This is a genomic window from Desulfovibrio faecalis, from assembly GCF_053570625.1.
In genome coordinates, this window is sequence record NZ_JBRBQR010000001.1 from 916858 (window position 1) to 943404 (window position 26547).

At 60.3% G+C, this 26547-nt stretch carries 20 protein-coding genes; 11 read left to right on the plus strand and 9 right to left on the minus strand.

The features are described from left to right. Positions 1-29 precede the first annotated feature (29 nt). The 3 genes from ACUZ79_RS04055 to ACUZ79_RS04065 all read left to right on the plus strand — a co-directional run bounded on the left by ACUZ79_RS04055 (position 30) and on the right by ACUZ79_RS04065 (position 3022). Positions 30-929 carry a M23 family metallopeptidase gene (locus ACUZ79_RS04055; RefSeq protein ID WP_449250774.1) on the plus strand — a complete coding sequence of 300 codons (900 nt, stop codon included), beginning with the start codon at positions 30-32 and terminating at the stop codon, positions 927-929. Between the two features lie 478 nt (positions 930-1407). Then, positions 1408-2262: a substrate-binding domain-containing protein gene (locus ACUZ79_RS04060; RefSeq protein ID WP_240823692.1), complete on the plus strand. Its 855-nt coding sequence runs from the start codon at positions 1408-1410 to the stop codon at positions 2260-2262. Then, entirely contained in the window at positions 2252-3022 is a 771-nt protein-coding gene (locus tag ACUZ79_RS04065) for a 4Fe-4S binding protein (protein WP_449250775.1), read from the plus strand. The genes ACUZ79_RS04060 and ACUZ79_RS04065 overlap by 11 nt, the downstream gene beginning before the upstream one ends. A gap of 793 nt (positions 3023-3815) precedes the next feature. Here the strand turns inward: ACUZ79_RS04065 and gatA are convergent. The 9 genes from gatA to ACUZ79_RS04110 all read right to left on the minus strand — a co-directional run bounded on the left by gatA (position 3816) and on the right by ACUZ79_RS04110 (position 15614). Next, positions 3816-5276 (minus strand): Asp-tRNA(Asn)/Glu-tRNA(Gln) amidotransferase subunit GatA, encoded by a 1461-nt coding sequence (gene gatA / locus ACUZ79_RS04070; protein ID WP_449250776.1) that lies wholly within the window; start codon positions 5274-5276, stop codon positions 3816-3818. A gap of 129 nt (positions 5277-5405) precedes the next feature. Beyond that, on the minus strand, positions 5406-5702 hold the full coding sequence (gene gatC, locus ACUZ79_RS04075) for an Asp-tRNA(Asn)/Glu-tRNA(Gln) amidotransferase subunit GatC (RefSeq protein WP_240823696.1): 297 nt from the start codon (positions 5700-5702) through the stop codon (positions 5406-5408). 35 nt (positions 5703-5737) lie between these two features. Beyond that, positions 5738-7132, minus strand: coding sequence for a hypothetical protein (locus ACUZ79_RS04080; protein ID WP_240823697.1), 1395 nt, complete (start codon positions 7130-7132; stop codon positions 5738-5740). 141 nt (positions 7133-7273) lie between these two features. Then, positions 7274-9190, minus strand: coding sequence for a molecular chaperone DnaK (gene dnaK, locus ACUZ79_RS04085; protein WP_192112274.1), 1917 nt, complete (start codon positions 9188-9190; stop codon positions 7274-7276). Positions 9191-9498: 308 nt separating this feature from the next. Then, positions 9499-11091: a methyl-accepting chemotaxis protein gene (locus tag ACUZ79_RS04090; protein ID WP_449250777.1), complete on the minus strand. Its 1593-nt coding sequence runs from the start codon at positions 11089-11091 to the stop codon at positions 9499-9501. A 353-nt stretch (positions 11092-11444) separates the two neighbouring features. Beyond that, on the minus strand, positions 11445-12056 hold the full coding sequence (gene recR / locus ACUZ79_RS04095; protein WP_298995428.1) for a recombination mediator RecR: 612 nt from the start codon (positions 12054-12056) through the stop codon (positions 11445-11447). 4 nt (positions 12057-12060) lie between these two features. Then, positions 12061-12372, minus strand: a complete 312-nt coding sequence (locus ACUZ79_RS04100) for a YbaB/EbfC family nucleoid-associated protein (protein WP_240823700.1) — start codon at positions 12370-12372, stop codon at positions 12061-12063. An 88-nt stretch (positions 12373-12460) separates the two neighbouring features. After that, positions 12461-14470, minus strand: a complete 2010-nt coding sequence (gene dnaX, locus ACUZ79_RS04105) for a DNA polymerase III subunit gamma/tau (RefSeq protein WP_449250778.1) — start codon at positions 14468-14470, stop codon at positions 12461-12463. 223 nt (positions 14471-14693) lie between these two features. After that, positions 14694-15614, minus strand: a complete 921-nt coding sequence (locus ACUZ79_RS04110) for a branched-chain amino acid transaminase (RefSeq protein WP_022657737.1) — start codon at positions 15612-15614, stop codon at positions 14694-14696. A gap of 300 nt (positions 15615-15914) precedes the next feature. On the opposite strand from ACUZ79_RS04110, the gene ACUZ79_RS04115 reads away from it, so the two are divergent. From ACUZ79_RS04115 to ACUZ79_RS04150, 8 genes are all read left to right on the plus strand, one after another. Further along, a complete protein-coding gene (locus tag ACUZ79_RS04115) occupies positions 15915-17738 on the plus strand; it encodes a hydantoinase/oxoprolinase family protein (protein ID WP_449250779.1) in 1824 nt (607 codons plus the stop codon). A 360-nt stretch (positions 17739-18098) separates the two neighbouring features. Beyond that, positions 18099-18632: a GNAT family N-acetyltransferase gene (locus ACUZ79_RS04120; protein WP_449250780.1), complete on the plus strand. Its 534-nt coding sequence runs from the start codon at positions 18099-18101 to the stop codon at positions 18630-18632. A gap of 75 nt (positions 18633-18707) precedes the next feature. Continuing rightward, complete coding sequence (locus ACUZ79_RS04125) at positions 18708-19181, plus strand: tRNA (cytidine(34)-2'-O)-methyltransferase (protein ID WP_240823704.1); 474 nt, start codon at positions 18708-18710, stop codon at positions 19179-19181. Continuing rightward, complete coding sequence (locus ACUZ79_RS04130) at positions 19178-20248, plus strand: CobD/CbiB family cobalamin biosynthesis protein (protein ID WP_449250781.1); 1071 nt, start codon at positions 19178-19180, stop codon at positions 20246-20248. Before ACUZ79_RS04125 ends, ACUZ79_RS04130 begins: the two co-directional genes overlap by 4 nt. Positions 20249-20255: 7 nt before the next feature. Then, complete coding sequence (locus tag ACUZ79_RS04135) at positions 20256-21008, plus strand: sulfite exporter TauE/SafE family protein (protein WP_240823706.1); 753 nt, start codon at positions 20256-20258, stop codon at positions 21006-21008. A 126-nt stretch (positions 21009-21134) separates the two neighbouring features. After that, positions 21135-24293: an efflux RND transporter permease subunit gene (locus ACUZ79_RS04140; RefSeq protein ID WP_449250782.1), complete on the plus strand. Its 3159-nt coding sequence runs from the start codon at positions 21135-21137 to the stop codon at positions 24291-24293. Positions 24294-24311: 18 nt separating this feature from the next. Further along, the gene (locus ACUZ79_RS04145; RefSeq protein ID WP_449250783.1) at positions 24312-25103 is read left to right on the plus strand and encodes a YkgJ family cysteine cluster protein; all 792 of its coding nucleotides are present in this window, start codon (positions 24312-24314) and stop codon (positions 25101-25103) included. A 164-nt stretch (positions 25104-25267) separates the two neighbouring features. Next, on the plus strand, positions 25268-26482 hold the full coding sequence (locus ACUZ79_RS04150; protein ID WP_240823709.1) for a bifunctional 3,4-dihydroxy-2-butanone-4-phosphate synthase/GTP cyclohydrolase II: 1215 nt from the start codon (positions 25268-25270) through the stop codon (positions 26480-26482). Positions 26483-26547: the final 65 nt, after the last annotated feature.

A 26547-nucleotide genomic window follows, 5' to 3' on the forward strand; every position in this document is an offset into this window, starting at 1 on the left:
CCGCATCCCGGCTCTAGAGTGTTAGCCCAATGCTGTTCGGCAAATATCACATAGTCATCTTCACTGAAGGTCGTAGCGGCAGCCGCAACCTGCGCATGCGCGGCTGGTTTGGCTTTATTGCCTGCGTGCTGGTGCTGGCCCTTGTGGTCTGCAATGTCTGGCTGCTGCGCAGTTGGCTTGAAACCCGGCACTTGGGCGACGACCTGCGCAATGCAGACAAAACCATTGAAGAACAGCGCCGCCAGCTTGTGAATCTGGTTGAGCGTATTTCTGTTGTGGGGCGTGATCTGGAGCGGGTGCAGAGCTTCGACTCCAAGCTGCGCATCATGATGAATATGGAGAAAGATCCCACGGAGGCCGGTTCCATCGGCGACAGGCCGGGGGATTTTTCGCGTACCTATCTGCCCTTGCACCGGCAGGAACTTGCCGCCCGCAAGATGCTTGAATTCCTTACCCGGCTCTCTGAATCCGTGCGACTTGAAGAAGTGCGCCAGCAGGACTTGCTGCTGGCCCTGCGCGAAAACCGCGATGCCCTTTCTTCCATGCCGACCATCTGGCCTGTGGTGGGTTTTGTTTCTTCCAGTTTTGGCTGGCGTTCCGCACCCTTTGGTGGGCGGGGACAGTTCCACAAGGGCCTGGACATCACCAACCGCATCGGCACGCCCATCATGGCTCCAGCCCAGGGCATGGTGACCCTCTCGGGGCGCGATGGCGCGTACGGTTTCAGTGTTGAGATCAACCACGGCAGCGGCATTGTCACCAAATACGGTCACATGCAGCGTTGCGCCGTGCAGGAAGGCCAGTGGGTCAAGCGCGGCGAAATTGTGGGCTATGTGGGCATGAGTGGCCGCACCACCGGGCCGCACCTGCACTACGAGGTGCGCCTTAACGGTGTGCCGGTTGACCCCATGCGCTATATTCTGGAGTAGGCCCCACCATTTCCGATTGTTCATTTTTGCATCATGAACCCGGCGCGCGCATCTATAAACGGTTTGCGGCGGCGTACGCAAGCAATGGGGAAAATGCGGCACCATGCGCACGCATCACAAAATTTCTGGCAGGCCTACGATCTGCGCGCACCGCATGCCCCGGCATGCTGGTCTGCGTGGCGCTGCTTGCCGTAATTTCTCTGACATCAGCGCGACATTTCCGTTGCTGCTGACTGCAAGCATGTTTGCAGTCAGGGGCGCGGGCATGACCTGACGTGCGGACGCTGTGGGGCAGGTTGTCTCGCTACGTGCCGCTGGTCGGGCTTTCCGCTGATTCCCCCTCCCCGATCAATCAAGCTCAGGCGCTCCCCCTCACAATACAGGTTTCGCATCCAGAATGCGGAACCGTTTTTTATTTTTAAGGGTTGAATGCGCGCTTTGCGCTTTTGCTGGATCACTATTCTTTGTGGAGAGGCATATGGAAACTACCGAAAAAGGACGGCGCAATTTTCTCAAATCGCTGGCGCTGGGGGCAGCGGGCGCTGCCATGCTGACGCCGCAAACCGCCAATGCGGCGGAGGGCGGAACCTTGCAGGTATGGTCGTGCGGCGGCCTTGCCGAGGCCATGATGCCTGCCCATGAGGCCTATCAGCAGCACTCGGGCGTCAAAGTTGTCTACACCGGGGCCTTTGCAGCGGCCTTGGGCAAATCCCTGCTGACTGGCGGCGGGCAGACCGAGGTCTTCGCCGGGCGCGTCCTGGCTCTGGCCCAGAATCTGCGCAAGGCTGGCAAGATGGTCAATTTCAGGCCCTTGTGTTTTACCAGTTATGTCATTGCGGTTCCCAAGGGAAATCCCGCCAAAATCAACGATATTGAAGATCTGACCCGCCCCGGTGTGCGGGTTTCCATGGCGCGGGATGCTTCCGCTCCTGGTGGACAGGCGGTTATGGGCATCCTCAAGGCTGCGGACATCACGCCCAAGGTGCTTGCCAACGTGCCCGAGCAGGGCAGTTGTGTACAGCGTTCTGTAGAAAGCGTTGCCGAGGGCAAGGCTGACGCCATGATCGTGGAGCGGCGCATCACCCGCATGACGCGGTTTGCTGATCGGCTGGACTTGGTGGAAATTCCCGAACGGTTTTTTCCCGCCGGGCCGTTGACCTTTACCGTGGGCATGATGGCCAACGCCTCTGACCCGGCAAAGGCCGCAGCCTATATGGACTGGATTACCAGTGCGCAGGGACAGGCCTTTTTTGAAGTGGCGGGCTTTATTCCCGCCATTTCGCCCAAGGGCATGGAACTTGTGGAAAAGCTGGGGGTGAAGGATGTTGCATGAAATTGTCGCCCGCCCCAGCCTGCGCTTGAGGGCGCTCCAGTGGTGTAATCGAGCGGTATTGTTTGCCTCCACGCTGTTTCTGGGCGAGTGGGCCTTGTTTGGCGTGTTCCGTTGCCCCTTTGTTGTGCCCTTTGTGAGCTGCCAGAACTGTCCGGTCATTACCTGTCCCGGTCAGGCTGCGCGAATGTTTTGGGGATTCTGGGGCGTATGGCTGGCAGTGGCGGCCCTGTTTGGCAAGGCATTTTGCGGCTGGCTGTGCCCAGGGCAGCTTGTGAACCGGGTGCTCGCGCTCAATCCTTTCCGCTTTGGCCCCAACCCTGTGGGCGTGGCGAACTTTCGCTGGGCCCGGTATCTGGTGCTGGCGGCGGGGCTGACAGCATGGTTTGTTCTGGGGCAGCCGCGCGTGGACGTTCCTATTCGTGTGGGGGAATTTTGGCCTTCGGCATGGCTTACGTGGAAGCATGCTTTCCCCATGTGGGATTTGCGTTTGCTTATCACCTTGGGCGGGCTGGCGTTGGGGCTGGTGGTGCTGATGTGCTGGTGTCGGTTTGTCTGTCCTTTTGGCGCGGCGCTGGAGGTTGCGCGCAAGTTTGCGCCGTTCCGTTTTTACAGAACGGAGCAGTGCAATGATTGCGACAAGTGCAGGCGGGTTTGCGTTATGCGGACGAGGCCGGGCGAGGAGAATTGCACCAATTGCGGTGATTGCGCGGAGAGTTGCCCCACGGATTGCATCCGTTTTGGTGTGAAGGGCCGAAAGTAGAGAAAAATTTTTGATTGGGGTTTGGGTAGAGCCTGTCGAGCGCATTTACGCAAACCCGACTTTTGCACCCTGAATGCGTCAGCGCCGGGATTTTGATGCTCACGTACATGAGTACGCTGCGCTCAAAATCCCGGCGCTTCCTTTTCAGGCAGCAAAACGCGTATTTTGCAAATTCGCCCAACACCAGCCATCGCCTTCGCATCCGCTCCGGCGAGTTTAAGGAAGGCAACGCCACAACCAGTTCCTTATGGCGGCTGAAACTTTTGACCCACAAGTTATCTGCTTATGTTGGACTGAATAAGAGTGGGTAGCGCACACGGAATCATGCAAGCAGAGTTTTGCTTTGGTATTTTGAAGGTAGAACAATTTTCATTGCCAAGGCTGACGCCACAAAGCCTTACTTTCAACCATGAAAATTATTAGAGGTATCGGGCTGAAACGGAGTCCGATTCAAAGCGAAAGCGAACTCTGGCATTTACGCGTCGCGGAGGGAGATCACCTGAGCGAGCGTAGCGAGTGAGGGAAGCTCCCGCAGCAGGAGACGCGTTGCCCTCGCCACGCTTAGGAAGCTGACAGCCCCTCTTAGGGGGTGCTTCGGGGGGGATGCAAGGGGGGCCGAGAAGGGGGCGTAGCCCCATAACCGGCCCCACCTTGCCGCACGCCGCGCAGGCGTCCCAAACTTCGCCGGAGGGCGAAACCAAGCGCCCGCAGGGCAGCAATGCCGACCACAAAAAAGGGAGCAAACCTCTCGGCCTGCCCCCTGCGTTATTCAGAAAGAATCTGCAACCCCAATCTACAACTTCGCCGCTCCAACTCCCGGCAAAACCTGCTCCAAGGCATAGCCAAGAGAAAGCAACTCGCCCTCGGCAAAGGCCTTGCCAAAAAGCTGCATACCCACGGGCAGCCCGCTTTCGGCGCCAACACCTACGGGCATGGAAAGCCCGGGCAGCCCGGCAAGGTTCAGCGAAAGCGTGTAGGCATCCATGAGGTACATCTGGAGCGGATCGGCGGTCAGACTGCCCACATTCCACGCAGGAACGGGCGAAACCGGAGCCCACAGGGCATCGCATGTATCAAGGGCGGCGAGGTATTCATCGCGGATGAGGCGGCGCACCTGAGCGGCCTTGCGGTAGTACGCATCGTAATAGCCGGAGGAAAGTACGTAGGCTCCCAGCATGATGCGCCGCTTGACTTCCTGCCCGCAGCCCTCGGTGCGCGAGCGCACATACAGGTCTTCAAGATTCTTGATATCCGTTGCGCGGCGGCCATAGCGAACGCCATCAAAGCGGGCGAGGTTGGAACTGGCCTCGGCCATGGCGATGATATAGTAGGTGGCGATGGCCGCATCGGTGTGGGGCAGGCTTACTTCCACCAGTTCCGCACCCTGGGCCTGAGCAATGTTCATGGCGTTCTGGCATACGGCGCGTACTTCAGGGGCCAGCCCTTCGCCAAAAAATTCCTTGGGTATGCCCAGCCGCGAGCCCTTGAGGGGCTTGCTGTTCAGTGCCGTCACATAGTTGTCCACCGGGCGAGGAGCGCAGGTGCCGTCACGCTGGTCATGCCCGGCAATAACGCCGAGTACGCGGGCGCAGTCTTCCACGCTGCGGGTCAGCGGGCCCACCTGATCCAGTGACGAGCCGTAGGCGATAACGCCGTAGCGCGACACGCGGCCATAGGTAGGCTTGAGGCCGACGCAACCGCACAAGGAGGCGGGCTGACGGATGGAGCCGCCGGTGTCCGTACCCAGCGACGCAAAGCATTGCCCGGCAGTGACGGACGCGGCAGAGCCGCCGCTGGAGCCGCCGGGAACGCGGTTGACATCGCGCGGGTTGCGGGTGGTCTGGTAGGAGGAATTTTCCGTGGTGGAACCCATGGCGAATTCGTCCATGTTGTTCTTGCCCAGAATGACGGCTCCGGCCTCGCGTAGCTGCTGCACGGCAAAGGCATCATAAAAGGGCGTGTAATTTTCGAGAATACGCGATCCGGCGGTGGTGCGCAGCCCCTTGGTGGAGAGGGCGTCCTTGACCGTTACCGGCACACCCCACAGGGGTTTTGCCGGATTGGGACCTTCCTTGTCCAGAGCAGCGGCAGCGGCAAGCGCCCCTTCCCTGTCCACGGTCAGCATGGCCGCGATGCGCGGCTCGGTGGCATCCATGCGCGCAAGGCAGGCCGTAACGGCGTCAACTGCGCTCAGTTCCTTTTTTTGCAGGGCCTGAGCCGCTTGGGTAAGCGAGAGGGAACAAATTTCTGTCATGGCGTTCTCAAATATGTTCTGCACTGCGGTTTGCGCAATATGTGCGTTGTTGTGCGGGATGCTTCAGCGCGGGTGATTGCCGGGCTGCTGCACAGGGCCGGACCAGAGCAATATTGCTCTGGAACTGCGCTAGACGATGCGGGGCACGATGAAATATTCACCATCAGCCTCGGGCGCGTTGGCGAGTACTTCGCTACGCTCACGCCGCCGGGCCGACACATCGTCCCGCAGGGGGCCGGGGTGCTGGGCCGGGCTGTACAGAGGCTCCACATCGTTGGTGTCCACGCGCGCAAGCACGTCCATATAGGCCAGAATATCGCCCATCTGGCGGGCAAACAGGGTCTGTTCTTCTTCGCTGACGCTCAACCGGGAAAGTGTAGCCATGTGGGCCACTTCTTCCAGACTGATGGTTTTGTTGTCTGCCATGTGTCGTCCTTTAAAGGCAATGCCTGCGGGCGCGATCAGCGCGCAGCGGGCAGGCTGAGTTTATACGAGGGGCGCGGCGTGTTGCTCATGATAGGCGCAGACGGCGGCGTCTGACCTGTCTGCACTGCCGGGGCGGCTTCCGCACCTGCGGCAGGAGCCGCAAGGGGGGCGCCGGTGGCGTCCACGGGGGGCAGACCCTGCATACGCAGAGCCGCCTGCTGCAATACGCGAGCGCGGGTTTGCTGGAAGGTTTCCACATCCACGGGCGTCATGCCAGTGGGTGAAACGCCGAACAAAAAGAGCTTCTGGTGGGCAACGCCCGCGTTGTCCCACGAAATGGGGGCCATGCCCCAGATCATCTTGGAGGCGCGCTGCGCGCGGGCCGTGACCTGCGGTGTTGTCAGGCGCGAATCAAGCCCCATGGACACGGCAAAGCGCACAAAGTCGTAGCCCAGGGCGTTCCAGAAGTCCGTGCCGGGTGCCTGAAGGGCGCGGGGGGCCTGCGGCTGGTTCCATGCGCCGGGAAAGACCGCCAGAGCGAACTTGTCGGCATTGGCAATCGTTTTGCCGGAGAGGCTCTGCTCCCAAAGCGTGGTGCCCAGGAGCACCAGCCGATCCTCGCCGTTATAGAGCAGGCTTGTGGTCAGCATTTCCATGCTCTTCCACGAATCTGGCAGAAACAGGGCTTCAAAGGAAGTCTGCGGCACTGGGGTTTTGCTGCCCTGCGGCGTCTGGGCATTAATGAGCGGAGCCACGGCATTGCTCCACGAGGTGGAGTCGGCGGGGTTATATGAGGCCTTTTGCAACAGCATGTTGTGGCTGGCAAGGCTCTGCTCCATGAGGCCGGTCATACGCACGCCGTAGGCATCAGTAGGATAGAAGGCCCCGTAGGTGCGGATGTTCAGGCCAGTGCTGGCAAAATTGATGAGCGTGTCGATCTGGTCTTGCGGGCTGGGGAAGAAGCGCCAGGCGCGCGCGCCTTCGTCACCCTGTTCAAGTGAAGGCACAAAGGTGAAGAAGGCTCTTTTTTCGAGCTGACCATGCTCGCGGGCCTGAGCGTAGTTGCGCGCTTGCAGGGGGCCGCCCACAACAGCGCAGGCCGGGGGCAGCGCGTCCAGACGCTGCAACCAGTCGGCAGCTTCGGTATTGACTGTTTCAAGGCGCATCTTGACGCCGCTGGCGGCAAGCTCGTTCTGGGCCATCTGCGCACCGTGGCGTACCTTGCTCGCAATGGGGGCATACGTGCCGGAAGACGGCAGGGCCAGCACCACGCAAGGGCCAGTGGCGGGAGCGGGGGCAACCGGTTGGGGTTTTGGCTCGGGCGCTCTTTGACCAAGGCCAAAGGGCATCTGACACGCGGCAAGACAGCCAAGAAGCGCCAGCAGCGAAACATTGCGGGCCAGCGCGGCGAAAGAGCGGCAAAAATTCATGACGGTATCCTGGTTGTAGTACCGGCAGGCCCGCCGTACGCGGGCCGCAAAAAAAGGTCTGGTTCAGGGAACCAGACCTTTTTAGTACAGGGTAGGCGTGGTTGCAAGTTCGGGGCGTGTGCCGCCGAGCTGCCCTTGCCCTTATTTCTTCACTTCAGTGTAGTCTGCGTCCACAACATCATCGCCCGCATTGCCGTGCTGCTGGCCTGCGCCTGCTGCTCCGGCCTCTGCGCCGGGCTGACCGCCAGTCTGCTGGGCCTGCTGCTGATAGAGCTGTTCGGCAAGCTTGTGTGAGGTCTTGGCGAGGTCGTCGGTGGCAGCCTTGATAGCTGCGGCGTCTTCGCCTTCCATGAGCTTGCGCAGAGCGGCGATTTTGCCGTCAATGTCGCTCTTGAGCGCGGCATCTGCCTTGTCGCCCAGATCGGTCAGGGATTTCTCCGTGCCATAGATCAGGCTGTCGGCGTGGTTGCGCGCTTCAATCAGTTCCTGCTTCTTCTTGTCGTCCGTGGCGTGGGTTTCAGCCTCGCGCACCAGACGCTGGATGTCGTCTTCCGACAGGCCGGAAGAAGCCGTGATCTTGATGGACTGTTCCTTGCCGGTGCCCATGTCCTTGGCGGACACGTTCACGATGCCGTTGGCGTCGATGTCAAAAGACACCTCGATCTGCGGCACGCCACGGGGCGCCGGGGGAATTCCAGCCAGGTCAAAACGGGCCAGGGTCATGTTGTCGGGCGCCATGGGGCGCTCGCCCTGAAGCACGTGGATGGACACCGAGGGCTGGTTGTCGGACGCAGTGGTGAACACCTGGCTTTTACGCGTCGGGATGGTGGTGTTGCGGTCGATCAGCTTGGTGAACACGCCGCCCATGGTTTCGATACCAAGGGAAAGCGGGGTCACGTCGAGCAGCAGCACGTCCTTGACGTCGCCGGTGAGGATGCCGCCCTGAATGGCAGCGCCCATGGCCACAACTTCGTCCGGGTTCACGGAGCGGTTGGGCTCCTTGCCAAAGAACTTGCCCACCACGCTCTGCACCAGAGGCATACGGGTCATGCCGCCCACAAGAATGACTTCATCAATCTGCGAGGCGCTCATGCCAGCGTCTGCCAGGGCCTTTTTGCAAGGCTCAATGGTGCGGTCAACAAGGTCGCTGACCAGCGATTCAAGCTTGGCGCGGCCAATCTTGATGAGCATGTGCTTGGGGCCGTTCTGGTCGGCAGTGATAAAGGGCAGGTTGACCTCGGCCTCCATGGAGGTGGAAAGGTCTTTCTTGGCCTTTTCAGCGGCTTCTTTCAGGCGCTGGAGGGCCATGCTGTCCTTGGCAAGGTCAATGCCGTTTTCGCGCTTGAACTCTTCCACCAGGAAGTTGATGACGCGCTGGTCAAAGTCTTCGCCGCCGAGGAAGGTGTCGCCATTGGTGGCGCGCACTTCCACAACGTTGTCGCCAACTTCAAGGATGGAAATATCAAAGGTGCCGCCGCCGAGGTCGAACACCGCGATCTTTTCGTTGGCCTTTTTGTCAGCGCCGTACGCCAGCGAGGCCGCAGTGGGCTCGTTGATGATACGCTTGACGTCAAGACCGGCGATGCGGCCCGCGTCCTTGGTGGCCTGACGCTGGGCGTCGTTAAAGTAGGCGGGCACGGTGATAACCGCTTCGGTAACGGTTTCGCCAAGGTATGCTTCCGCATCGGCCTTCAGCTTGGCCAGAATCATGGCCGAAACTTCAGGCGCGCTGTAGGTGCGGCCATCCACTTCCACGCCAGCGTCATCATTGGCAGCCTTGACGATGGCGTAGGGCGAATGCTCTTTCCAGCGGCCAACTTCAGGGCTTTCAAATTTACGGCCCATGAGGCGCTTGATGGCAAAAACCGTACGCTTGGGATTGGTGACGGCCTGGCGCTTGGCGATATCGCCAACCAGACGTTCCTTATCTGTAAAGGCGACCACGGAAGGAGTGGTACGGCCACCTTCGGGATTGGTGATGCACTTGGGGTCCTTGCCCTCCATGACGTAGACGCAGGAGTTCGTGGTACCCAGGTCGATGCCTATGATCTTGGACATATCTGAATCCTCCTCAGGAAAACTTCTCTGTGCGCTTCGCGCTACCACCTCCGAGGGGCCTCAGGGAGTGCGCAAACGGCGGCGAGCGCGGGAAAATCAGCGCCATTGGTTGGGCGCGAACAATATGTAAGTCCTTCTCCGTTATCGTCCAGAGCGGTTGGGCAAAAAAAATCAAAAAACTTGCGCAAGTGGTGGGTTGCAAGCGTAACCCTGACGTTTTTTCCCGCGAGCAGCATAAAAAAAAGCCGCCGGAAGCGTACTCCGGCGGTTGAATTATGTCAGGCTCTGGTGCCCGGTAATTTTATGGATTACGCCTTGGCTGCATGTTTTTTGTCGTCCTTGCGTATGTCGTCAAGGATGCCCGTTACAATATTGACCTGAGCAGCAAGATCACGCACCTGACTGGCGGCGGCATTGGTGGCCTCGGCTATCCGGGCGCTCAGCGTGTTGACCTCGGCAATATTGCGGTTGATTTCTTCCGAGGCAGCCGACTGCTGGGTGGCTGCCGTGGCAATGGCGGAAACCCGGCTGCTGGAATCGCCGGCAAGGTTTGAGATAAGATCAAGCGAGTGGCCCGATTCCTGCGCCATATGGCTCACTTCTTCAATGGAATTGACAGTGTGATCCACTGTGGTGGCGCTTTTGCTGGTGCCTTCCTGAATGGCGGCAATGGCTTTTTCCACCTCGCTGGTGGCGCTCATGGTTTTTTCGGCCAGTTTGCGCACTTCGTCCGCCACCACTGCAAAGCCACGACCAGCATCGCCAGCGCGGGCTGCTTCAATAGCGGCGTTAAGGGCAAGCAGGTTTGTCTGGTCGGCAATATCGCGGATAAGCGTCAGCACTGCGCCAATGTCCCTTGCCTGTTTGTCCAGCGTGCTCATCTCGCCCTTGAGGCCAGAGGCCTTGCCCTGCACTTCCTGCATATTCTTGATGGTGCGCAGCACAATGTCCGCGCCTTCCTGGGCGTGTCCCTGCACGGAATTGGCCGCATCGGCAGCGCCGTCTGCGTTGTGGGCCACTTCAAGCACGGTGGAGTTCATTTCGTCCATGGCAGTGGCGGTTTCTGCCATGCGGTCGGCCACCGTGCCGGACTTGTCGCGCACATCGTTGAGTGATTTGTCGAGAGTGTTGGCGGCATGCTGCAATGTTTCCACAACACCCTCAAGCTGGTTCACTGTTTCCATGCGGGCCTTGTGCGCGGCTTGATCAGCTTTCTTTTCAAGAGCGATGCGTTCGGTGATGTCCTCGCCAATTTCCACATGGCCCACCACGTTGCCGCGTCGGTCCTGCAAAAAGTCGAGCATGATCTTCATGGTTTTGCCATTGGGCATTTCATTGAGAACCTGCTTGTTGCCCAGGCGCAGCTGCTCAATGCCGCACTGCGGCGTGTTGCAGATGTTGCCCTGCTTTTCCGAGCAGTGCTTGCCCACCACATCGCCCTGACAGGATTTATTCATGCTCTCGAGCGCGACCTTGTTGCAGAATGTCCAGACCATGTCGTTATCTGTTACCGAAATGGAAAGGGGCAGGGTATTGAGTATGCTCTCATACCAGTGGGCCTGGCCTTCGAGCTTGGCAACCATTTCTTGCAGGGCCGTGGCCATGTGGCCCAGGCAGTCGGAGCGGTCTATGTCCAGCTTTGCTTTTTCATCGCCAGCGGCAATGGCTTTGGCGTAGAGCACAATTTTACGGATGGGGCAGAGCCTGTTGCAGATAAAAAAAGAGCCAGCAACGGATAGCAGGAGTGTAAAGCCGCCGCCAATAAGCAGGGCTTTCAGGGCGGCAGTGCCGGACAGGGCATCGCCCAGAACCATATTAAAACCGATGAGCATGGCCATACAGGCCAGCACGAGACCTGCGACAAAAACAAAGATGATGCGATAAGCCAAAGTCATGTTCATGGAATGGAACCTCATCCTGCGCCTTTGATTTGCTGGCAAACGCCATTTGGCCCGGGCGCTGTCAGTTGGCCAGTGCAAAGAAATGCAACGCGCAAACAGAAACCATCCCACTGAGATTCCTGAAAGTTTTTACGATGCATATGTCTTTGGCAAAACACGTAGCATATATTGTTTATCAAATAATATATGCCGGGAGGCAGAAAAACAAGGAGATTGTGCAAATGTGCGCAAAACACAAACGCATTGCAGGGCAACGCAGAAAGTCTCCGTGTTGCCCTTCTTACGGCAGAATCAGCGAAAAATTTATACCGGAGTGAAAAAAAGACGAGTCGCTGAGTTGGGTATGTGGGATGTCAGGAGAGGTCCTGGCGGAATTGCAGGGATTGTCGCAGGGTTTCTTTGTCCATAAATTTTACTTCGGCCCCAAGGGGGATACCCTGTGCAAGACGCGAAACGCGCACAGCGGGGAACTGCCTGCGCACCATCTGCCGGATGAAGGAAGCCGTATTCTCAGCCTCAAGCGTCGCACCCAGGGCTAGAATAAGCTCCTGCACCTCGCCTTCACCCAGGCGTTTCACAAGCCTGTCCATGTCGAGGCTGTCGGAGTCCATGCGCTCAAGAGGAGCGAGCAGACCGCCCAGAATTAGATACTGACCGTGATAAAAGCCGCCTTCGTCCAGCGTGAGCATGCTGTCCCATTCCGTGACAAGGCAGAGCGTATCGCGGGCGCGCTCCGTATCGGAACAGACGGCGCATGGGTCAGTGGAAGAAAGCCCGCCGCAGCGCGAGCAGAGGTGCAGATTGTCGCGCAGGTCGTGAATACCGCGCCCAAGACGCCGAGTTTCGGCTTCCGGCCATTTGAGCAGGGCCATGGCGGCCCGCATGGCGGATTTGGGGCCAAGGCCCGGCAGACGCGAAAGTTGCTCTACCAGGGCCTTGAGCGGTTCGGGAATCCGATCGTGCATGGCTCTAGAAAAGGCCGGGCAGCTTGATGCCGCCGGAGATGGAGCTCATTTCGCGCTCCATGGTTTCGCGGGCGATGCGACCGGCTTCATTAACAGCGGCCAGAATAAGATCCTGGAGCATTTCAACATCGTTGCCTTCAAGGGCCTTGGGATCAATGACCAGCTTGCGCAGTTCCTGCTTGCCGGAAACTTCGGCCTTGACCATGCCGCCGCCGCTGCTGGCTTCGTAGCTGTGCTCGCCCAGTTCCTGCTGGAGTTTGGCAATCTTGTTCTGCATAACCTGCGCCTGGCGCAGAATGTCGTTCATGTTCCGCATGTGTTTCTCCTTGCGTCTGTTGCATACTTCCGGTTCCGGGGGCGTGGGCCGGGCGGACGCGGAAAGTTTTTTTCAGTTGTCAGCGGGCTCAGCGGTTGTCCTGATCCACCGGGCGGCACCCTTTGACCCGCGCGTTCAGCACTTCAAGGCAGGGCTGCAACTCGGGCCTCTGGCTGAATTCTTCAATAAGTTCCGCCTCTGGGCGATAGGGCCGGGGCGCCACGAGTTCCAGCTGCGTCTGCCCTGCGCCGTAGGCGGTCAGAGCTGCTGTCAGCTCCTCGCGTCCGCGCTCAAGCTGGAACAACTGGGTTTCAGCCTTGGGGGAGAGGCGTAAAATCCCGTCCGTCCATGTGGCGCTCACGCTGCGAAGCAAATGCTGGCGCGGCATGTCGCGCCCGGCATCTTGCCATGAAGAGCAAAAATCACAAAATGCCACCCAGTTGCAGGCTGCCTGACCTTCCTGCTTGCTCTGGCCTGATATACCCGCGCCGCTTTGGTTGAAGCCTTGCCCGCCAGCGAGGCTTGCGCCGGAGTCCGGCTGGTCAGAACCTCTGGGACCAGTTCCATTTTGTCCAGAATCATCTTGCCCGAAATTTCGGGAGCCAGAATCTTCCTGACGGGGGGCCTTCTGGCCTGGGCTGCCCAGATTTGAGCCGTCCTGGCTTGAGCAACTCTGGTCAGGCCCGCCATAAACAGGGCTGTTCTGGTCTGGTTGCGCTGCTCCTGTTTGCGCACCGGGCCGCCAGGGGCGGTGCGTAGGGGTTGCAAAATTCTGGGCCGCGTCAGGCTCGTCAGATTCCGTATCGTCCGCATCATTGGCGGAGTGCTGCACCGTGGCGGCATCCCTGGGGCGGGATTGCGCCATTTGCGCGTTTCCGGTTGGCATTCCCGCACTGCTTTCCATACGCTGCGCAGAGGGGGGCACGGCATGAGCCTGCTGGGTTCCCTGTCCGGCTCCACCAGCCTGCCCAACGGGGCCGGGCGTGGCTTGCCCAACGGGCAGCAACTGCGGCAGCAGGGCAAGGTTGAGCAAAAGCAGTTCAAGCGCGGCTGCTGGTTCCGGGCTTTGCACTATGCCGCGCTGCGCGTCAAGGGCCATCTGCCATGCCGCGTGCAGATGCGCGGCAGAAAATTGCGGGGCAATGCCCTGCCACAGGGCTGCCTCGTCTGCAGGAAGGCGCAGGCTCGGCACTATGGCCTGACCGCTCTGGCGCAGTAAAAAAAGGTTGCGCAGATTGCCTGCAAGCTCCCGCATGAAAAATCCAATATCCACGCCTTGCTGCAATATCTGCCCACACAGGTTTGCCACTGCCGCGCAATCCTGCCCTTGCAGGGCGGTAAACAGCTCCGCAAACAGTTCCTGCCCTGCGAGTCCGAGCACCTGCCGGGTGGCTGCAACGGTGAGTTCCTCGCCGCCAAGGGCGAGGGTCTGATCCAGCAACGACATACTGTCGCGCACGCTGCCCGCAGCCCTGCGCGCAATAAGCCGTACGGCCCCCTCTTCAAAGGCCGCGTTTTCCTTGCGCAGCACGGCGGTGAGGTGGGCAAAGAGCGCGTCTTCACTCAGGTGGCGAAACACAAAATGCTGGCAGCGGCTCACAATGGTGATGGGGAACTTGTGCGCCTCGGTGGTGGCAAAGATAAAGACCACGCGTTCCGGCGGCTCTTCCAGCGTTTTCAGCAACGCGTTGAAGGCGTTGCGGGTAAGCATGTGGGCTTCGTCAATGATGAAAATCTTGTAGCGGCCTTCCATGGGCGCGTAGCCGATGGTTTCGCGCAGGGAGCGGGCGTCTTCCACGCTGTTGTTGGAAGCGCCGTCGATCTCGGTCACGTCAACATGTACGCCCTGGGTGATCTTGCGGCACTGCTCGCACTGGTTGCACGGTTCCGGCCCCGGTGCGTGCTGACAGTTGAGCGCCTTGGCAAAAATGCGGGCAATGGTAGTTTTGCCCACGCCGCGAGTGCCGCTCAAAAGATAGGCGGCTGCGGGCCTGTCTTCAGCCGCAGCACGGGAAAGGACGGCTTTGACCATGTCCTGTCCTGCTACCTGGGCGAAGTTTTGCGGCCTGTATCGTGCGGCGAGGGAAAGATGTTTCATGGCGCTCGTTGCCTTTGAATGATGACCAACGGGCTGTCGGGCAGTCCCGGATTGCGCTGCGCGCGAACCCGCAGGAAAGGCTGTTACCTGTTGTGTCCGTGCTGCGCCGAATTACAACGCGACCGGGCTTGTTTTCTGTCTGGCATCCGGCAGCCCCGCGAGGGCGGAACTGCCGGATGCATATCTTGTAAACGGCGGCATTGTAGCCCGCCGTTTGTCTGCACTAAATGGTAAAGCGGTGCAGCCAGCCTTCGTACTTGGGATTTTCGCCCTTGACGATGGCAAAGTATTCTTTCTGCAGATGCTTGGTCACCGGGCCAGCGTGTCCAACGCCGATCTGGCGGTGGTCAAGCTCGCGGATGGGGGTGATTTCAGCCGCCGTGCCGGTAAAGAACGCTTCGTCAGCGATGTAGAATTCATCGCGGGTGAACTGCTGTTCTTCCACGGTGTAGCCGAGGTCTCGGGCAAGCTTCATGACGGAATCGCGCGTGAGGCCGCCCAGAATGGACGTCCAGGGCGTGGTCTTGATCACGCCGTCGCGCACGATAAAGATGTTTTCGCCCGTGGCTTCGGAAACGTAGCCATTGGTGTCGAGCATCACGGCTTCGTCATAGCCGTCTTCCTTGGCTTCCACCTTGGCAAGGATGGAGTTGATGTAGTTGCCGGCGGCCTTGGCCTTGGACATGCTGGTATTCACATGGCTGCGGGCAAAGCTGCTGGTCTTGACGCGGATGCCCTTTTCAAGAGCTTCTGCGCCAAGGTACGCGCCCCAGGCCCAGGCGGCGATGATGGTCTGCACCGGGTTGTTGCCGGGGTAGACGCCCATTTCGCCGTGGCCCACAAAAGAAAGGGGGCGCACGTAACCTTCGGGCAGTTTGTTGGCCTTGAGGGTCTCAATACAGGCGGCTACGAGCTGTTCAGCCGTGAAGGGTACTTCCAGGCGCATAATCTTAGCGGAGTTAATTAGGCGCTTGCAGTGGTCTTCCAGACGGAATACGGCAGAAGTGCCGTCGGCGCAGGCGTATGCGCGAATACCTTCAAATACGGCGCTGCCGTAATGCAAGGCGTGGGTCAGCACATGAACCTGTGCTTGTTCAGAAGGGAGCATTTTTCCGTCAAACCAGATAAACTTTGCGTTCTGCATGGCTTTCCTCCGCAGTAGCCTGCTGTATAAGACGCGGGCGCGCCGGGGCAGTCCCGGCGGTTGCCGCAAGAGCAAAAATCTACTGAAAATGACCGCATATGGCAAGCAATTGCGCCAGTGGGAGAAAGAATATCCACAATTGCGGGCGCATGGAACGAGCGCCTGGAACAGGCAAGGGGGATGCGCGGCGGGGCAGGGCGGGTAAGGACGCCTGAAAACTGTCCAATAATAAGGGCTGGCCCTGCGGGGGGCGATGCCGTATGTTCAGGGCCAGCAAACAAGTATTATGAGGCCGGAATTATGAGCGAAACATATGTGCTGGGTATTGACGCCGGGGGCACGCACACCGACGCCGTGCTGCTTGCCTGCGATGCCGCCGCAGAGGAGCAGGCTCCGGGTGAAATTTGTGCAGCAGGATTGGGTGCGGAGGCTTTGCCCTCCGCCCGGTTGGTGGCCAGCGCCAAGGCGCGCACCCGTCACGACAATCTGCCCGCATCTGTGCGCGAGGTGCTTGCCGCCCTGGCAAAGGCTGCTCCTGATTGCGATTTTGGCGCTATTTCACGCGTGACACTGGGGGCGACCCTGGCCGTCAACGCCCTGGTGCAGGATCGCGCAGACCCTGTGGGGCTGGTGCTTTCCGCCGGGCCGGGGCTTGACCCGCACCATTTTGCAATGGGCGCGCATGTCTGTATTGTTCCCGGCGGGCTGGATCACCGGGGCGTGGAGGTCAGCCCCCTGCGCACAGCTTCCTTGCCCACCGCTGTCAGGGAATGGGAGGCCGCAGGTGTTGCCGCCGTGGCCTGCGTGGGCAAATTTTCGCCGCGCAATGCCGCGCACGAGCTGTCCATGGCCGAGGCCGTGCGGTCGGCTGCGCCACTGATGTCCATAACTATGGGGCATAGGCTCTCGGGGCGGCTCAACTTTCCCCGGCGCATGGCAACAGCCTATTTCAACGCCGCCGTACAGCGCCTGCACAATGAATTTCTGAATGCTGTGGAGGCAGCCCTTGCCGAGGCTGGCATTACAGCTTCCGTGCGTCTGCTCAAGGCGGACGGAGGGGCGGTGCCACTGACGCTTTCGCGCCAGGAGCCTGTGCAGTCCATACTTTCCGGCCCTGCGGCCAGCGTCATGGGCGTGCTCGCCCTGTGCGGCGGCAGCAAGGCCATGCGGCAGGGCTGCTCCCTGTTGCTCGACATGGGCGGCACCACTACGGACATGGCGCTCTTTGTGGACGGCTCCCCGGTGGTGGACAGGGACGGTATGCTGCTCAAGGGGCGGCGCACCCTTGTGCGCGCTCTGGCTTCGGTTTCCATAGGCGTGGGCGGCGATTCGCTGCTTACGGTGGATGCCGCGCCCGGTGCTGCGCGCCCGGTTCAGGTCGGCCCCCTGCGCGAAGGCCCGGCCATGGCCTTTGGCGGTTCCCGTCCCACCCTGCTGGATGCTCTGAACGTATTGAATTTTGCCGCTGGCTCGGCTGGCGCGCAGGGTATCAATGGCGGGGATGCCGTGGCGGGCGATGCGACCGCATCCACGGCGGGCATTGCCGCACTGGCCGCAGAACACGGTCTGTCCCCGGAATCTTTGGCCCAAATGGCCGCAGACGATGCCCTTGCGCAGGTGGCTGCCGCTGCCCGCGCCCTGACCGATGGCATCAACGCCCGCCCCATTTACACCCTGGCGGCACTCAAGGCCGTGCGCGAGGCGCGCCCGCAGCACGTGTGGCTGGTGGGCGGTCCTGCGGCCTGCGTTGTCCGGCGCATGTCCAAAGCTCTGAACTTGCCCGTGGAAACGCCGCCGCATGCGGATGTTGCCAATGCCGTGGGCGCGGCTCTGACCCTGCCCACAGACGCACTGGAACTCTACGCCGATACCGGGCGCTGCGTGCTGACAATCCCGGCCGTTGAATTGACCGAGCGCATTGGCAAGGGCTACAGCCTGAACGAAGCCCGCCAGCGAGCCAGCGCCCTGCTGCGCGAAAGGCTGGAGGCGGCAGGCGTCAGCGGCGCGCGGGTAGAAGTGACCGAGGCAGACATCTTCGCCACGCTGGACGATGCGGGCTTTGGCAGCAAGGATATTCGCGTTGTTTGTCAGGTTGTTCCCGGTCTCTCCGCCAAGGTTGGTTAGGTGAACGGGTGCTCCGTGCGTGTCTTTTGCCCTCCGGCTGCGTCAAAATATTGCCCTGTGTCGGTCGAGTACCGTTATGTACACTCCCTCCACGGGCAATATTTTTCCTTGCCGGGGAACAAAATCCATCGCACGGCGCACCCGCTCACGAAGAGACAAGGGCTTCAGAATTTCGGCGGAGAGCAAACGGTGCTCAGGGGAGGCCGACTCTGACAAACGTGCGGCCCTGAGGACGGGAAATTTGCGCATGGCGCACCTGCTCACGAAAGCATAGAACTGTGAAAATTTCACTGGAAAACAAAAATTATCAATGCTGCCGTTTGTTGCAGGAAAATACGTTGCTTTGCGCGGCGGATTGATATGAAAAGTCCTCAGGGATACACCATAGAGCTGGCAACGGCAGCTCATGTGCCTCTGCTGGCGGCTATCGAAGTAGCCGCTGCGGGGATTTTTCCTTCAGGCTCCATACCGGATCACATCCGTTCTGATTTCACGCCTGTGGACAAACTGCATGAAGCTGTTCAAAACGGCCTTCTCTGGGCGGCCCTTGATCAAGCGGGCAATCCTGTGGGCTACGCCTATGTGCGTTTGGTTGACCATGCCGCCCTGCTGGCCCAGATTGACGTGCACCCCGACCACATGCGCAAAGGCATAGGCGCAGCCCTCATCGGGCAGGTTGCGGAGGGCTTGCGGCAGCGCAGAATGCCCGCCCTCTATCTGACAACGTTTACCCACGTGCCCTGGAATGCGCCATTTTACGCCCGGTTGGGCTTCACGGCGCTGGAAGATGCGGACACGCCCCTGTTTCTCAAGGATATTCTTGAAGAAGAAAAGCGCTGCGGCCTGACCAGCCGCATCGGCATGCGCCTGTCCCTCGCGGGGGAGGCCAATTAGATATGTTTGCCACGGCAATATGACTGGCACTCCCAGTCTGAGCCATTCACATTATTACCACCAGTCAGCTACACCATGCAGATAGTTCTTTTTGAGCCGGAAATCCCCCCCAATACAGGCAATATCGCCCGACTGTGCGCCGCCACGGATACCACCCTGAACCTCATTGAGCCTCTGGGCTTCAAGCTTGAAGACCGCTACCTCAAGCGCGCAGGGCTGGATTACTGGCCCAACGTGCGGCTGCGCGTCTGGCCCGACTGGGCCGCCTTTGCGGCGCAGGGGCAGCAGGGCGCGCGCCTTGTGCTGACCTCGGCCAAGAAAGGGCAGGTCAGCGCCCCGGCCCACCAGTTTGCCTTTGAGCCGGAAGACTGCCTCGTGTTCGGGCCGGAAACACGCGGTCTGCCGCAGGAAATCCTGGAGCTTTCGCCCCACCGCATCCGTATTCCCATGTTGGAGGGCCGCGTGCGCAGCCTCAATCTTTCCACATCGGCGGGCATTGTGCTGTACATGGCCCTGGCCCGTACCGGCCTCATGGAGGATTGGGCGTGAGTCTGGCGCAGCTATTCCCCTATTCCGCGTGGGAATGCTGGTGGCTTGCCCCTCTGGCCCTGATTTTTGATCTCTGGCTGGGCGACCCTGACTTGCCGTGGCGGCATCCTGTTTGCGCGGTGGGCAAGCTGCTGGACTGGCTGGAAGCTCCGGCGCGGCGTTTTATGCGCAAGAACGGGCCGGATGCCGAACGCCAGCGCGGGCGCTTTGCCGGGGCTGTTGCCCTGGCAGTGCTTGTGAGCCTGACAGGCGCGGTTGCGTGGGGGCTGGTTTCCTTGCCGGTAGTTGGTCCGTTGCTGGCACTGTATCTGGCCTGGGCCGGGCTTGCTCTGGGCAGCTTGCTGCGCACCGGGCAGGAGGTGCTGCGCCGGGTGGAACACTATGACGAGCCGCAAGCGCGCGAAGCACTTTCGTGGCTGGTCAGCAGGGACACTTCCAGCATGGATCGCCCCCTCATGCGCAAAACCCTGGCCGATACGCTTTCTGAAAATCTCACGGACGCCTTTATGGCTCCTTTTTTCTGGCTGCTCGTGGGCGGGCCTGTGGCCATGTGGTGCTACAAGGCCGTGAGCACAACTGATTCCATGTGGGGCTACGTGACCGAAAAGTGGCTCTGGCTGGGCTGGGCCGGGGCGCGCGGCGATGATACGCTGGCCTACATTCCTGCCCGTTTGTCGGCCTGCGCGGCCTGTCTTGCGGACAGATGCGTAGCCATCTGTGAACGTCATCTGCGGTTTTTGCCCGGCAAGATGCGGCCCTCGCGCCTGTGGCAAGGCCGCTGGCCCGGTTTCCGGATTGTGGCTCAGCAGGCCGTAGGCATGCCAAGCCCCAATTCGGGCTGGTCCATGACGGTCTGCTCATGGTTGTGTGGGGCGCGCATGGGGGGGCCGTCCGTGTACTTTGGCACGCTGACGCCAAAACCCTGGCTTGGGCCAGAACAGGACGAGGCCGAGCCCTGGGATAGCAAGCGCTTGCTGGCGCTTTGCGAACTCTTGCGCTATAGCGCCTTGTGTGGGGGACTGACGCTCTGGCTATGCTTCCTGGTGGTCAGTCTGCCTATTTTTTGAGGAAGATATGTTGTTAATAGCGCTGGGTGCTGTATGCCTGCTGGTGGGTATTCTGGTTGGGCTTACGGGCGTAGGCGGTATCCTTGTTCCTCCCGGGCTGATCCTGCTGAGCGGGCTTGAGCCGCACGAGGCCATGGGGACGGCGCTGGCGTCCTTTTTGCCCATTGGGCTGGTGGGAACCGTCATGTACCGCCGTTTGGGCCATGTGGACTGGTCGCGGGCCACGCCCTTTATGATCGGCGGCCTTGCGGCTCTGCCCGGAGCCGTGCTCAACGCCAGCATCAACGCAAAGCCGCTGGTAATTTTGCTGGCGGGCATCATCCTGTTTGCAGGCTTTTGCGTATTGCGCCCCCCCAAGGCTGGCGGCAGCGTTTTTTGGCAGAGCAGGGCGGGGTTTTTCTTCATCGGGGCGAGCACTGGCTTTCTGGCGGGTATGACCGGCGCTGGCGGCCCGGTGCTGACCATCCCGTGGATGATAGCCGCCGGTGTTGCCCCCATGACGGCTGTGGGCCTTGCCATGCCGTATCAGGTGGTTACAGCCGTGTTTGGCACTGTGGGCAATATAGCTGACGGCCATGTGGATTTTGCCCTGTTGCCGATAGTCTGCATTCTTGAAATTGCAGGTTTTGCTGGCGGTGTTGTTCTGGCAAAACGCACGCCCACGGGCATGCTGCGCACCCTCATTGGAGGCGTGTGCTGTTTGCTGGGCCTGTTCCTGCTTGTGCGGGAGCTGGAGCCTGTCATACTCAAGATGTTTTAACCATGTTTTGTGCGCCGCAAGGCGAGTGCCCCGGACGTTGATTGTGTTGCATGGTCTGACCTGATTCGGGCTGCCTTTTTGCCGCAAGGCATGTGTGCCGTCCATTGCATTCTCCGAGGGGGCCGCATGAATATTGCCGCGCTTTTTATCCGCCGCCCTGTGGCCACTGTGCTGATAATGCTGGGCATGCTGTTTTTTGGCGTGTCGGGGTACCGCAATCTGCCCGTAAATCAGTTGCCCACGGTGGATTTTCCCACCATTCAGGTGCAGGCCGAGCTTGCCGGGGCCGACCCGGAAACCATGGCTTCCTCCGTGGCTACGCCGCTGGAAAAAGAATTCTTCACCATTGCGGGCATCGATTCCATTTCATCGGTCAATTCCACGGGCCGCACACGCATCACCATTCAGTTTGCCCTTGACCGCAATATCGATGCGGCGGCTCTGGACGTGCAGTCGGCCATCGGCCTTGCCCAGCGCCGTCTGCCCTCCAACATGACCGTGCCGCCGAGCTTCCGCAAGGTGAACCCTGCCGATCTGCCCATCCTGCAACTGCGCGTATCGTCTGCCACCTTGCCGCTCTATGTGCTTAATGAATACGCGGACACGCTCATAGGTCAGCGCCTTTCCATGGTGGACGGCGTGGCCCAGGTGGTCATTTACGGGCAGAAGCAGTACGCCGTGCGCGTGCAACTGAACCCGGACGAGCTGGCTACGCGCGGTCTTGGCATTGACGAGGTGGCCGAAGCCGTGGCCGCAGCCAACAGCATGTTGCCCACAGGTTCCCTGGAAGGGGCGCACCGGGCTGATTCCATCAAGTCTTCGGGCCAGCTTATGAACGCCCGGGCCTTCAGTGACGCGGTGGTGGCCTACCGCAACGGCGCGCCCGTGCGCCTGCGCGATCTGGGCGAAGTGGTGGACAGCTTCAAACAGGACAAGCAGCTCACCTGGAGCAACGGCGGCGCACCCAGCATCATGCTGGCCGTTGAGCGCCAGCCCGGCACCAATACCGTGCAGGTGGTGGATTCCATCCGCGCCCTGCTGCCCGCGCTGGAAAAGCAGTTGCCGCCCTCCGCAAAGGTGGAGGTTTTTTACGACCGCTCGGAATCCATCCGTGAATCCGTGGCGGACGTAAAGTTCACACTGGTACTCACTGTGTTTCTGGTGGTGCTGGTTATTTTTATCTTTTTGCGTAACCTGCCCGCCACGATCATTCCCAGCCTTGCCCTGCCCATGTCGGTCATTTCGACCTTTGCCGTCATGTCTGTGCTGGGCTACAGCCTGGACAACCTCTCGCTCATGGCCCTGACTCTTGCCGTGGGCTTTGTGGTGGACGATGCCATCGTCATGCTTGAAAACATCGTGCGCCATCAGGAAATGGGCAAGGACCCACAGACTGCGGCCTTTGACGGCTCGGCGGAGATCGGCTTCACCATTGTTTCCATGACGCTCTCGCTGGCGGCGGTGTTCATTCCCGTGCTGTTCATGGGGGGTATTGTGGGGCGGCTGTTCCGTGAATTCGCGGTGGTCATCATTGCCGCGATCCTGAGTTCCGGCGTGGTATCGCTCACGCTCACGCCCATGCTTTGCGCCTATTTTTTAAAGGCGCAGGGGCGGAATATGGCCGGGCACAAGCCCGCCGTGAGCGGGCTGTACGGCGCGCTTGAACGATGTTTTGACAGGCTGGCCGACCTGTACGCCCGTTCGCTTGATGTGGCGCTACGCCATCGGCGCATTACACTTCTGGCCTCGCTGTGTCTGTTGGCCCTGACAGTATGGCTGGGCATGGTTATTCCCAAGGGTTTTTTGCCCACGGAAGACATGGGCCTGTTGCAGGCCAGCACCGAGGCGGAGCAGGGCGTGTCCTTTGAGGGCATGGTGCGGGCGCAGCACAGCCTTGACCCCATGCTGGAGTCCTCCGCCCATGTGGCGGCCTACAACTCCATTGTGGGCATTGTGGGCGGCAGCCAGAGCATGAACAACGGCATTCTGCTCATGCGGCTAGCGGAGCACGATAAACGCCCCGGCATTGAGACCGTGGCCCAGAAGCTACGCAAGGATCTCAACACCTCGCCTTCCATGCGCGTATTTGTGCGTGTGCCGCCAACCATCAGCATTGGCGGCCGTGCGTCCAAGGCCCTGTATCAATACACGCTGTTTGGGCCGGATATGGGTTCGCTTTTTGAAAGCGCCCAACGCATTGAAGATGCCCTGCGCAAGCTGCCGGAATTGCAGGACGTTAACAGCGATCTGCAACTCAAGAATCCAGAACTGCGCGTGACCATTGATCGCAACCGCGCCGCAGCGCTAGGCGTGACCCCGCAGCAGATAGAGCTGGCCCTGCAATCGGCCTACGGCTCGCGTGAGGTTTCGACAATTTACGCCCCTACGGACGACTATTCTGTCTTTGTGGAATTGCAAAAGCCCTTCCAGAAAGACCGCTCGGCCCTTTCACGGCTCTACGTGCGTTCCAAGAGCGGCGATCTTGTGCCGCTGAATACCCTGGCCCAGCTTTCTACTGGGGTCGGCCCCATCGCGGTCAACCACAACGGGCAGTTCCCATCGGTGACCATCTCGTACAACCTGCGCCCCGGTATTTCGCTCAGTCAGGGCGTGGGCGCGGTGGAGGCTGCGGCGCGCCCGCTGCTGCCCGATACTGTGACCGCCGAATCGCAGGGTACGGCACAGGCCTTCCAGAGTTCGCTCAAGGGGATGGGCTGGCTGCTTGTGCTGGCCATTGTGGTCATTTATCTTGTGCTGGGCATTTTGTACGAGAGCTTCATCCACCCGTTCACCATCCTTTCCGGCTTGCCGTCGGCTGGCTTTGGCGCGCTGGCGACCCTGTGGCTGTTCGGCATGGAGCTTGATCTGTACGGCTTTGTGGGTATCATCATGCTGCTCGGCATCGTAAAGAAAAATGCCATCATGATGCTCGATTTCGCACTGGAAGCGCAGAAGAATGATCCGGCCCTTGACCCGCTGGCGGCCATTACCCAGGGCTGTCATGTGCGCTTTCGGCCAATTATGATGACCACCGTGGCCGCGCTCATGGGCGCGCTGCCCATTGCCGTGGGCATTGGCGCGGGGGCCGACGCCCGCCGCGCGCTGGGTCTGGCGGTGGTGGGCGGGCTGTGTTTTTCGCAGCTGGTCACGCTCTACATCACGCCAGTGTACTACTATTATATGGAAAAACTCTCCCGCAGGCTGGGACGCCTCTGGGGCGGGCGTTTCAAGCAGAACCGGCAGGAACATGCGGAGAACGGGCAAGCCTTTCCGCCTTCGCACTGATCCGGCCCTGGAGAACCTATGAGTATGCAGAATTCCCCCTTTTCATCCATGCCCGCCGATTCCGGCGGTGCACCTGTATGCAGGCGCTGCGGCACCTGCTGCCTGCTGGGCGGGCCGACCCTGATGCTGAGCGACGCCGCATTGCTGGTTTCCGGCACATTGACACTGGAAGCTCTGGTGTGTCTGCGCGCCGGGGAGTGGGCGCGGGATGACTCGCGCAAGGCATTGCGCCCTCTGGAGGGGGAGCGTCTCAAGATTGCCGGGCCCGGCGGCAGGGTACACCCCTGGCGTTGCCGCTATTACCGCGAAGGAGCGGGCTGCGGCATCTACGAAAAGCGCCCGGCCCAATGCACGGCCCTGTTCTGCATGGACACCGGGCCGCTGGAGGCCCTGCTTGCCAAGGGTTCACACCTTGGGCGGTATGCGGCTCTGAACGCGCTGGCCGAAGGGATCCCCGGATTTTCCACCCTGAGTGCTGCCAGCAGGGCCTTGCTGCCTGACCTTGTGAGCGCGCATGAAGAGCAGGTTTCTGTGCGGGCGGTGCTTGAACTGGCCGACAGACTGGGATTTTTTCCGCAGCAGGGGCAAGGCCTGACGGTGGAGCGTTATGCGGAGCAAGGCCCGCTGGAGGGCAGCGAGCGGGAAGCCGCCGTGGCGGAGCTGGGCGAAGCCGCCCGCATGGACGCGGCCTTTCGCGAACTTTGCGTGGAGCGCGCTGGCGTTCCCCGCGCCATGCTGCCCTTTTTGTTCGGCAGGTCGGTCAAGGATCTGCTGGCAGAGGTTGGCCTCAAGCCTGTTTCGGGCAGTTAGCCCACAGCGCGGGCGATTGCCTCTGCGTGGCGGCCCTGCCCCTTTTGCGGGCAGAAAGGCGCTGGGCGCTTAACCCGCCTGCGGTTGACAGAACAGGCCTCCGTACCTAACCTTTGATGAAAGTAAAAAAATCACGCCCCCCGGCGGGCAATGAAGGAAGCAACATGCCATTGTGCAGCATTGAAGAGGCCATTGCCGACATCCGGCAGGGCAAAATGATTATTCTGGTAGATGACGAAGGCCGCGAAAATGAAGGCGACCTCACCATGGCCGCCGAGCATGTGACTCCGGAAGCCATCAATTTTATGGCCAAGTTCGGCAGGGGGCTCATCTGCCTGCCTATGGCTCCCGAGATCATTGACCGCTTGCAATTGCCCCTGATGACCCAGCGCAACGGCTCGCGCTTTGGCACCAACTTCACCATTTCCATTGAAGCCCGAGAGGGAGTGACCACGGGCATTTCCGCCGCAGACCGCGCCACGACCATTCTGGCTGCCGTTGCCGACAATGTGCGGCCTGACGACATCGTCACCCCCGGTCATATCTTCCCCCTGCGGGCCAAGGCTGGCGGCGTGCTTTCGCGCGCCGGGCAGACCGAAGGCGGCGTTGACCTTTCCCGCCTGGCAGGGCTCAAGCCTGCGTCCGTTATCTGCGAAATCATGCGCGACGACGGCACAATGGCACGTATGCCCGACCTCGAAATTTTTGCCGAAGAACATGGCCTCAAAATTGCCGCAGTCAAGGATCTCATCCGCTATCGCCTTGACCGGGGTCAGGTTTCGGTGCGCCGTGTGGCGCAGGCCCACCTGCCCACGCGTTTTGGCGATTTTACTGTTATCGCCTATGAAAGCGAAAATGAACCCGGCACGCATCTGGCCCTTGTGAAGGGAGACCTTTCCACGCCGGAACCGGTGCTGACCCGTATCCACAGCGAATGCCTCACGGGCGATGCCCTGGGTTCGTTGCGCTGCGACTGCGGCGGCCAGTTGGGCGCTGCCCTGCGCCAGATTGAAAAAGAGGGACGCGGCGCGTTGCTCTACATGCGTCAGGAAGGGCGCGGCATCGGCCTTGCCAACAAGATCAAGGCCTACGCCTTGCAGGATGAAGGTTACGACACGGTCGAAGCCAACCGCAAGCTGGGCTTCCCCCCGGATTTGCGCGACTACGGCACCGGCGCGCAGATGCTGGTTGATCTGGGCATCCACAAGATCCGTCTGCTGACCAATAACCCCAAAAAGATTGTGGGGCTTTCCGGTTACGGCATAGAGATTGTGGAGCGGGTGCCCATTGAAATGGAAGCCTGCCCGGAGAATGAAAATTATCTGCGTACCAAGAAAGAAAAGATGGCGCACATGCTTTCATGCTCGTGCCACCATTAGATCTGTTGCGCCGCCCCTTGGGGCGGCGCTTGTTTTTTGCGGGATTGAAGCCACAGGCGCGCCGT

Bases quoted from the DNA above. Each gene is read 5' to 3' on its own strand.
- ACUZ79_RS04055 (WP_449250774.1), top strand. From the start codon at position 30: ATGCTGTTCGGCAAATATCACATAGTCATCTTCACTGAAGGTCGTAGC.
- ACUZ79_RS04060 (WP_240823692.1), top strand. From the start codon at position 1,408: ATGGAAACTACCGAAAAAGGACGGCGCAATTTTCTCAAATCGCTGGCG.
- ACUZ79_RS04065 (WP_449250775.1), top strand. From the start codon at position 2,252: ATGTTGCATGAAATTGTCGCCCGCCCCAGCCTGCGCTTGAGGGCGCTC.
- gatA (WP_449250776.1), bottom strand. From the start codon at position 5,276: ATGACAGAAATTTGTTCCCTCTCGCTTACCCAAGCGGCTCAGGCCCTG.
- gatC (WP_240823696.1), bottom strand. From the start codon at position 5,702: ATGGCAGACAACAAAACCATCAGTCTGGAAGAAGTGGCCCACATGGCT.
- ACUZ79_RS04080 (WP_240823697.1), bottom strand. From the start codon at position 7,132: ATGAATTTTTGCCGCTCTTTCGCCGCGCTGGCCCGCAATGTTTCGCTG.
- dnaK (WP_192112274.1), bottom strand. From the start codon at position 9,190: ATGTCCAAGATCATAGGCATCGACCTGGGTACCACGAACTCCTGCGTC.
- ACUZ79_RS04090 (WP_449250777.1), bottom strand. From the start codon at position 11,091: ATGAACATGACTTTGGCTTATCGCATCATCTTTGTTTTTGTCGCAGGT.
- recR (WP_298995428.1), bottom strand. From the start codon at position 12,056: ATGCACGATCGGATTCCCGAACCGCTCAAGGCCCTGGTAGAGCAACTT.
- ACUZ79_RS04100 (WP_240823700.1), bottom strand. From the start codon at position 12,372: ATGCGGAACATGAACGACATTCTGCGCCAGGCGCAGGTTATGCAGAAC.
- dnaX (WP_449250778.1), bottom strand. From the start codon at position 14,470: ATGAAACATCTTTCCCTCGCCGCACGATACAGGCCGCAAAACTTCGCC.
- ACUZ79_RS04110 (WP_022657737.1), bottom strand. From the start codon at position 15,614: ATGCAGAACGCAAAGTTTATCTGGTTTGACGGAAAAATGCTCCCTTCT.
- ACUZ79_RS04115 (WP_449250779.1), top strand. From the start codon at position 15,915: ATGAGCGAAACATATGTGCTGGGTATTGACGCCGGGGGCACGCACACC.
- ACUZ79_RS04120 (WP_449250780.1), top strand. From the start codon at position 18,099: ATGAAAAGTCCTCAGGGATACACCATAGAGCTGGCAACGGCAGCTCAT.
- ACUZ79_RS04125 (WP_240823704.1), top strand. From the start codon at position 18,708: ATGCAGATAGTTCTTTTTGAGCCGGAAATCCCCCCCAATACAGGCAAT.
- ACUZ79_RS04135 (WP_240823706.1), top strand. From the start codon at position 20,256: ATGTTGTTAATAGCGCTGGGTGCTGTATGCCTGCTGGTGGGTATTCTG.
- ACUZ79_RS04140 (WP_449250782.1), top strand. From the start codon at position 21,135: ATGAATATTGCCGCGCTTTTTATCCGCCGCCCTGTGGCCACTGTGCTG.
- ACUZ79_RS04145 (WP_449250783.1), top strand. From the start codon at position 24,312: ATGAGTATGCAGAATTCCCCCTTTTCATCCATGCCCGCCGATTCCGGC.
- ACUZ79_RS04150 (WP_240823709.1), top strand. From the start codon at position 25,268: ATGCCATTGTGCAGCATTGAAGAGGCCATTGCCGACATCCGGCAGGGC.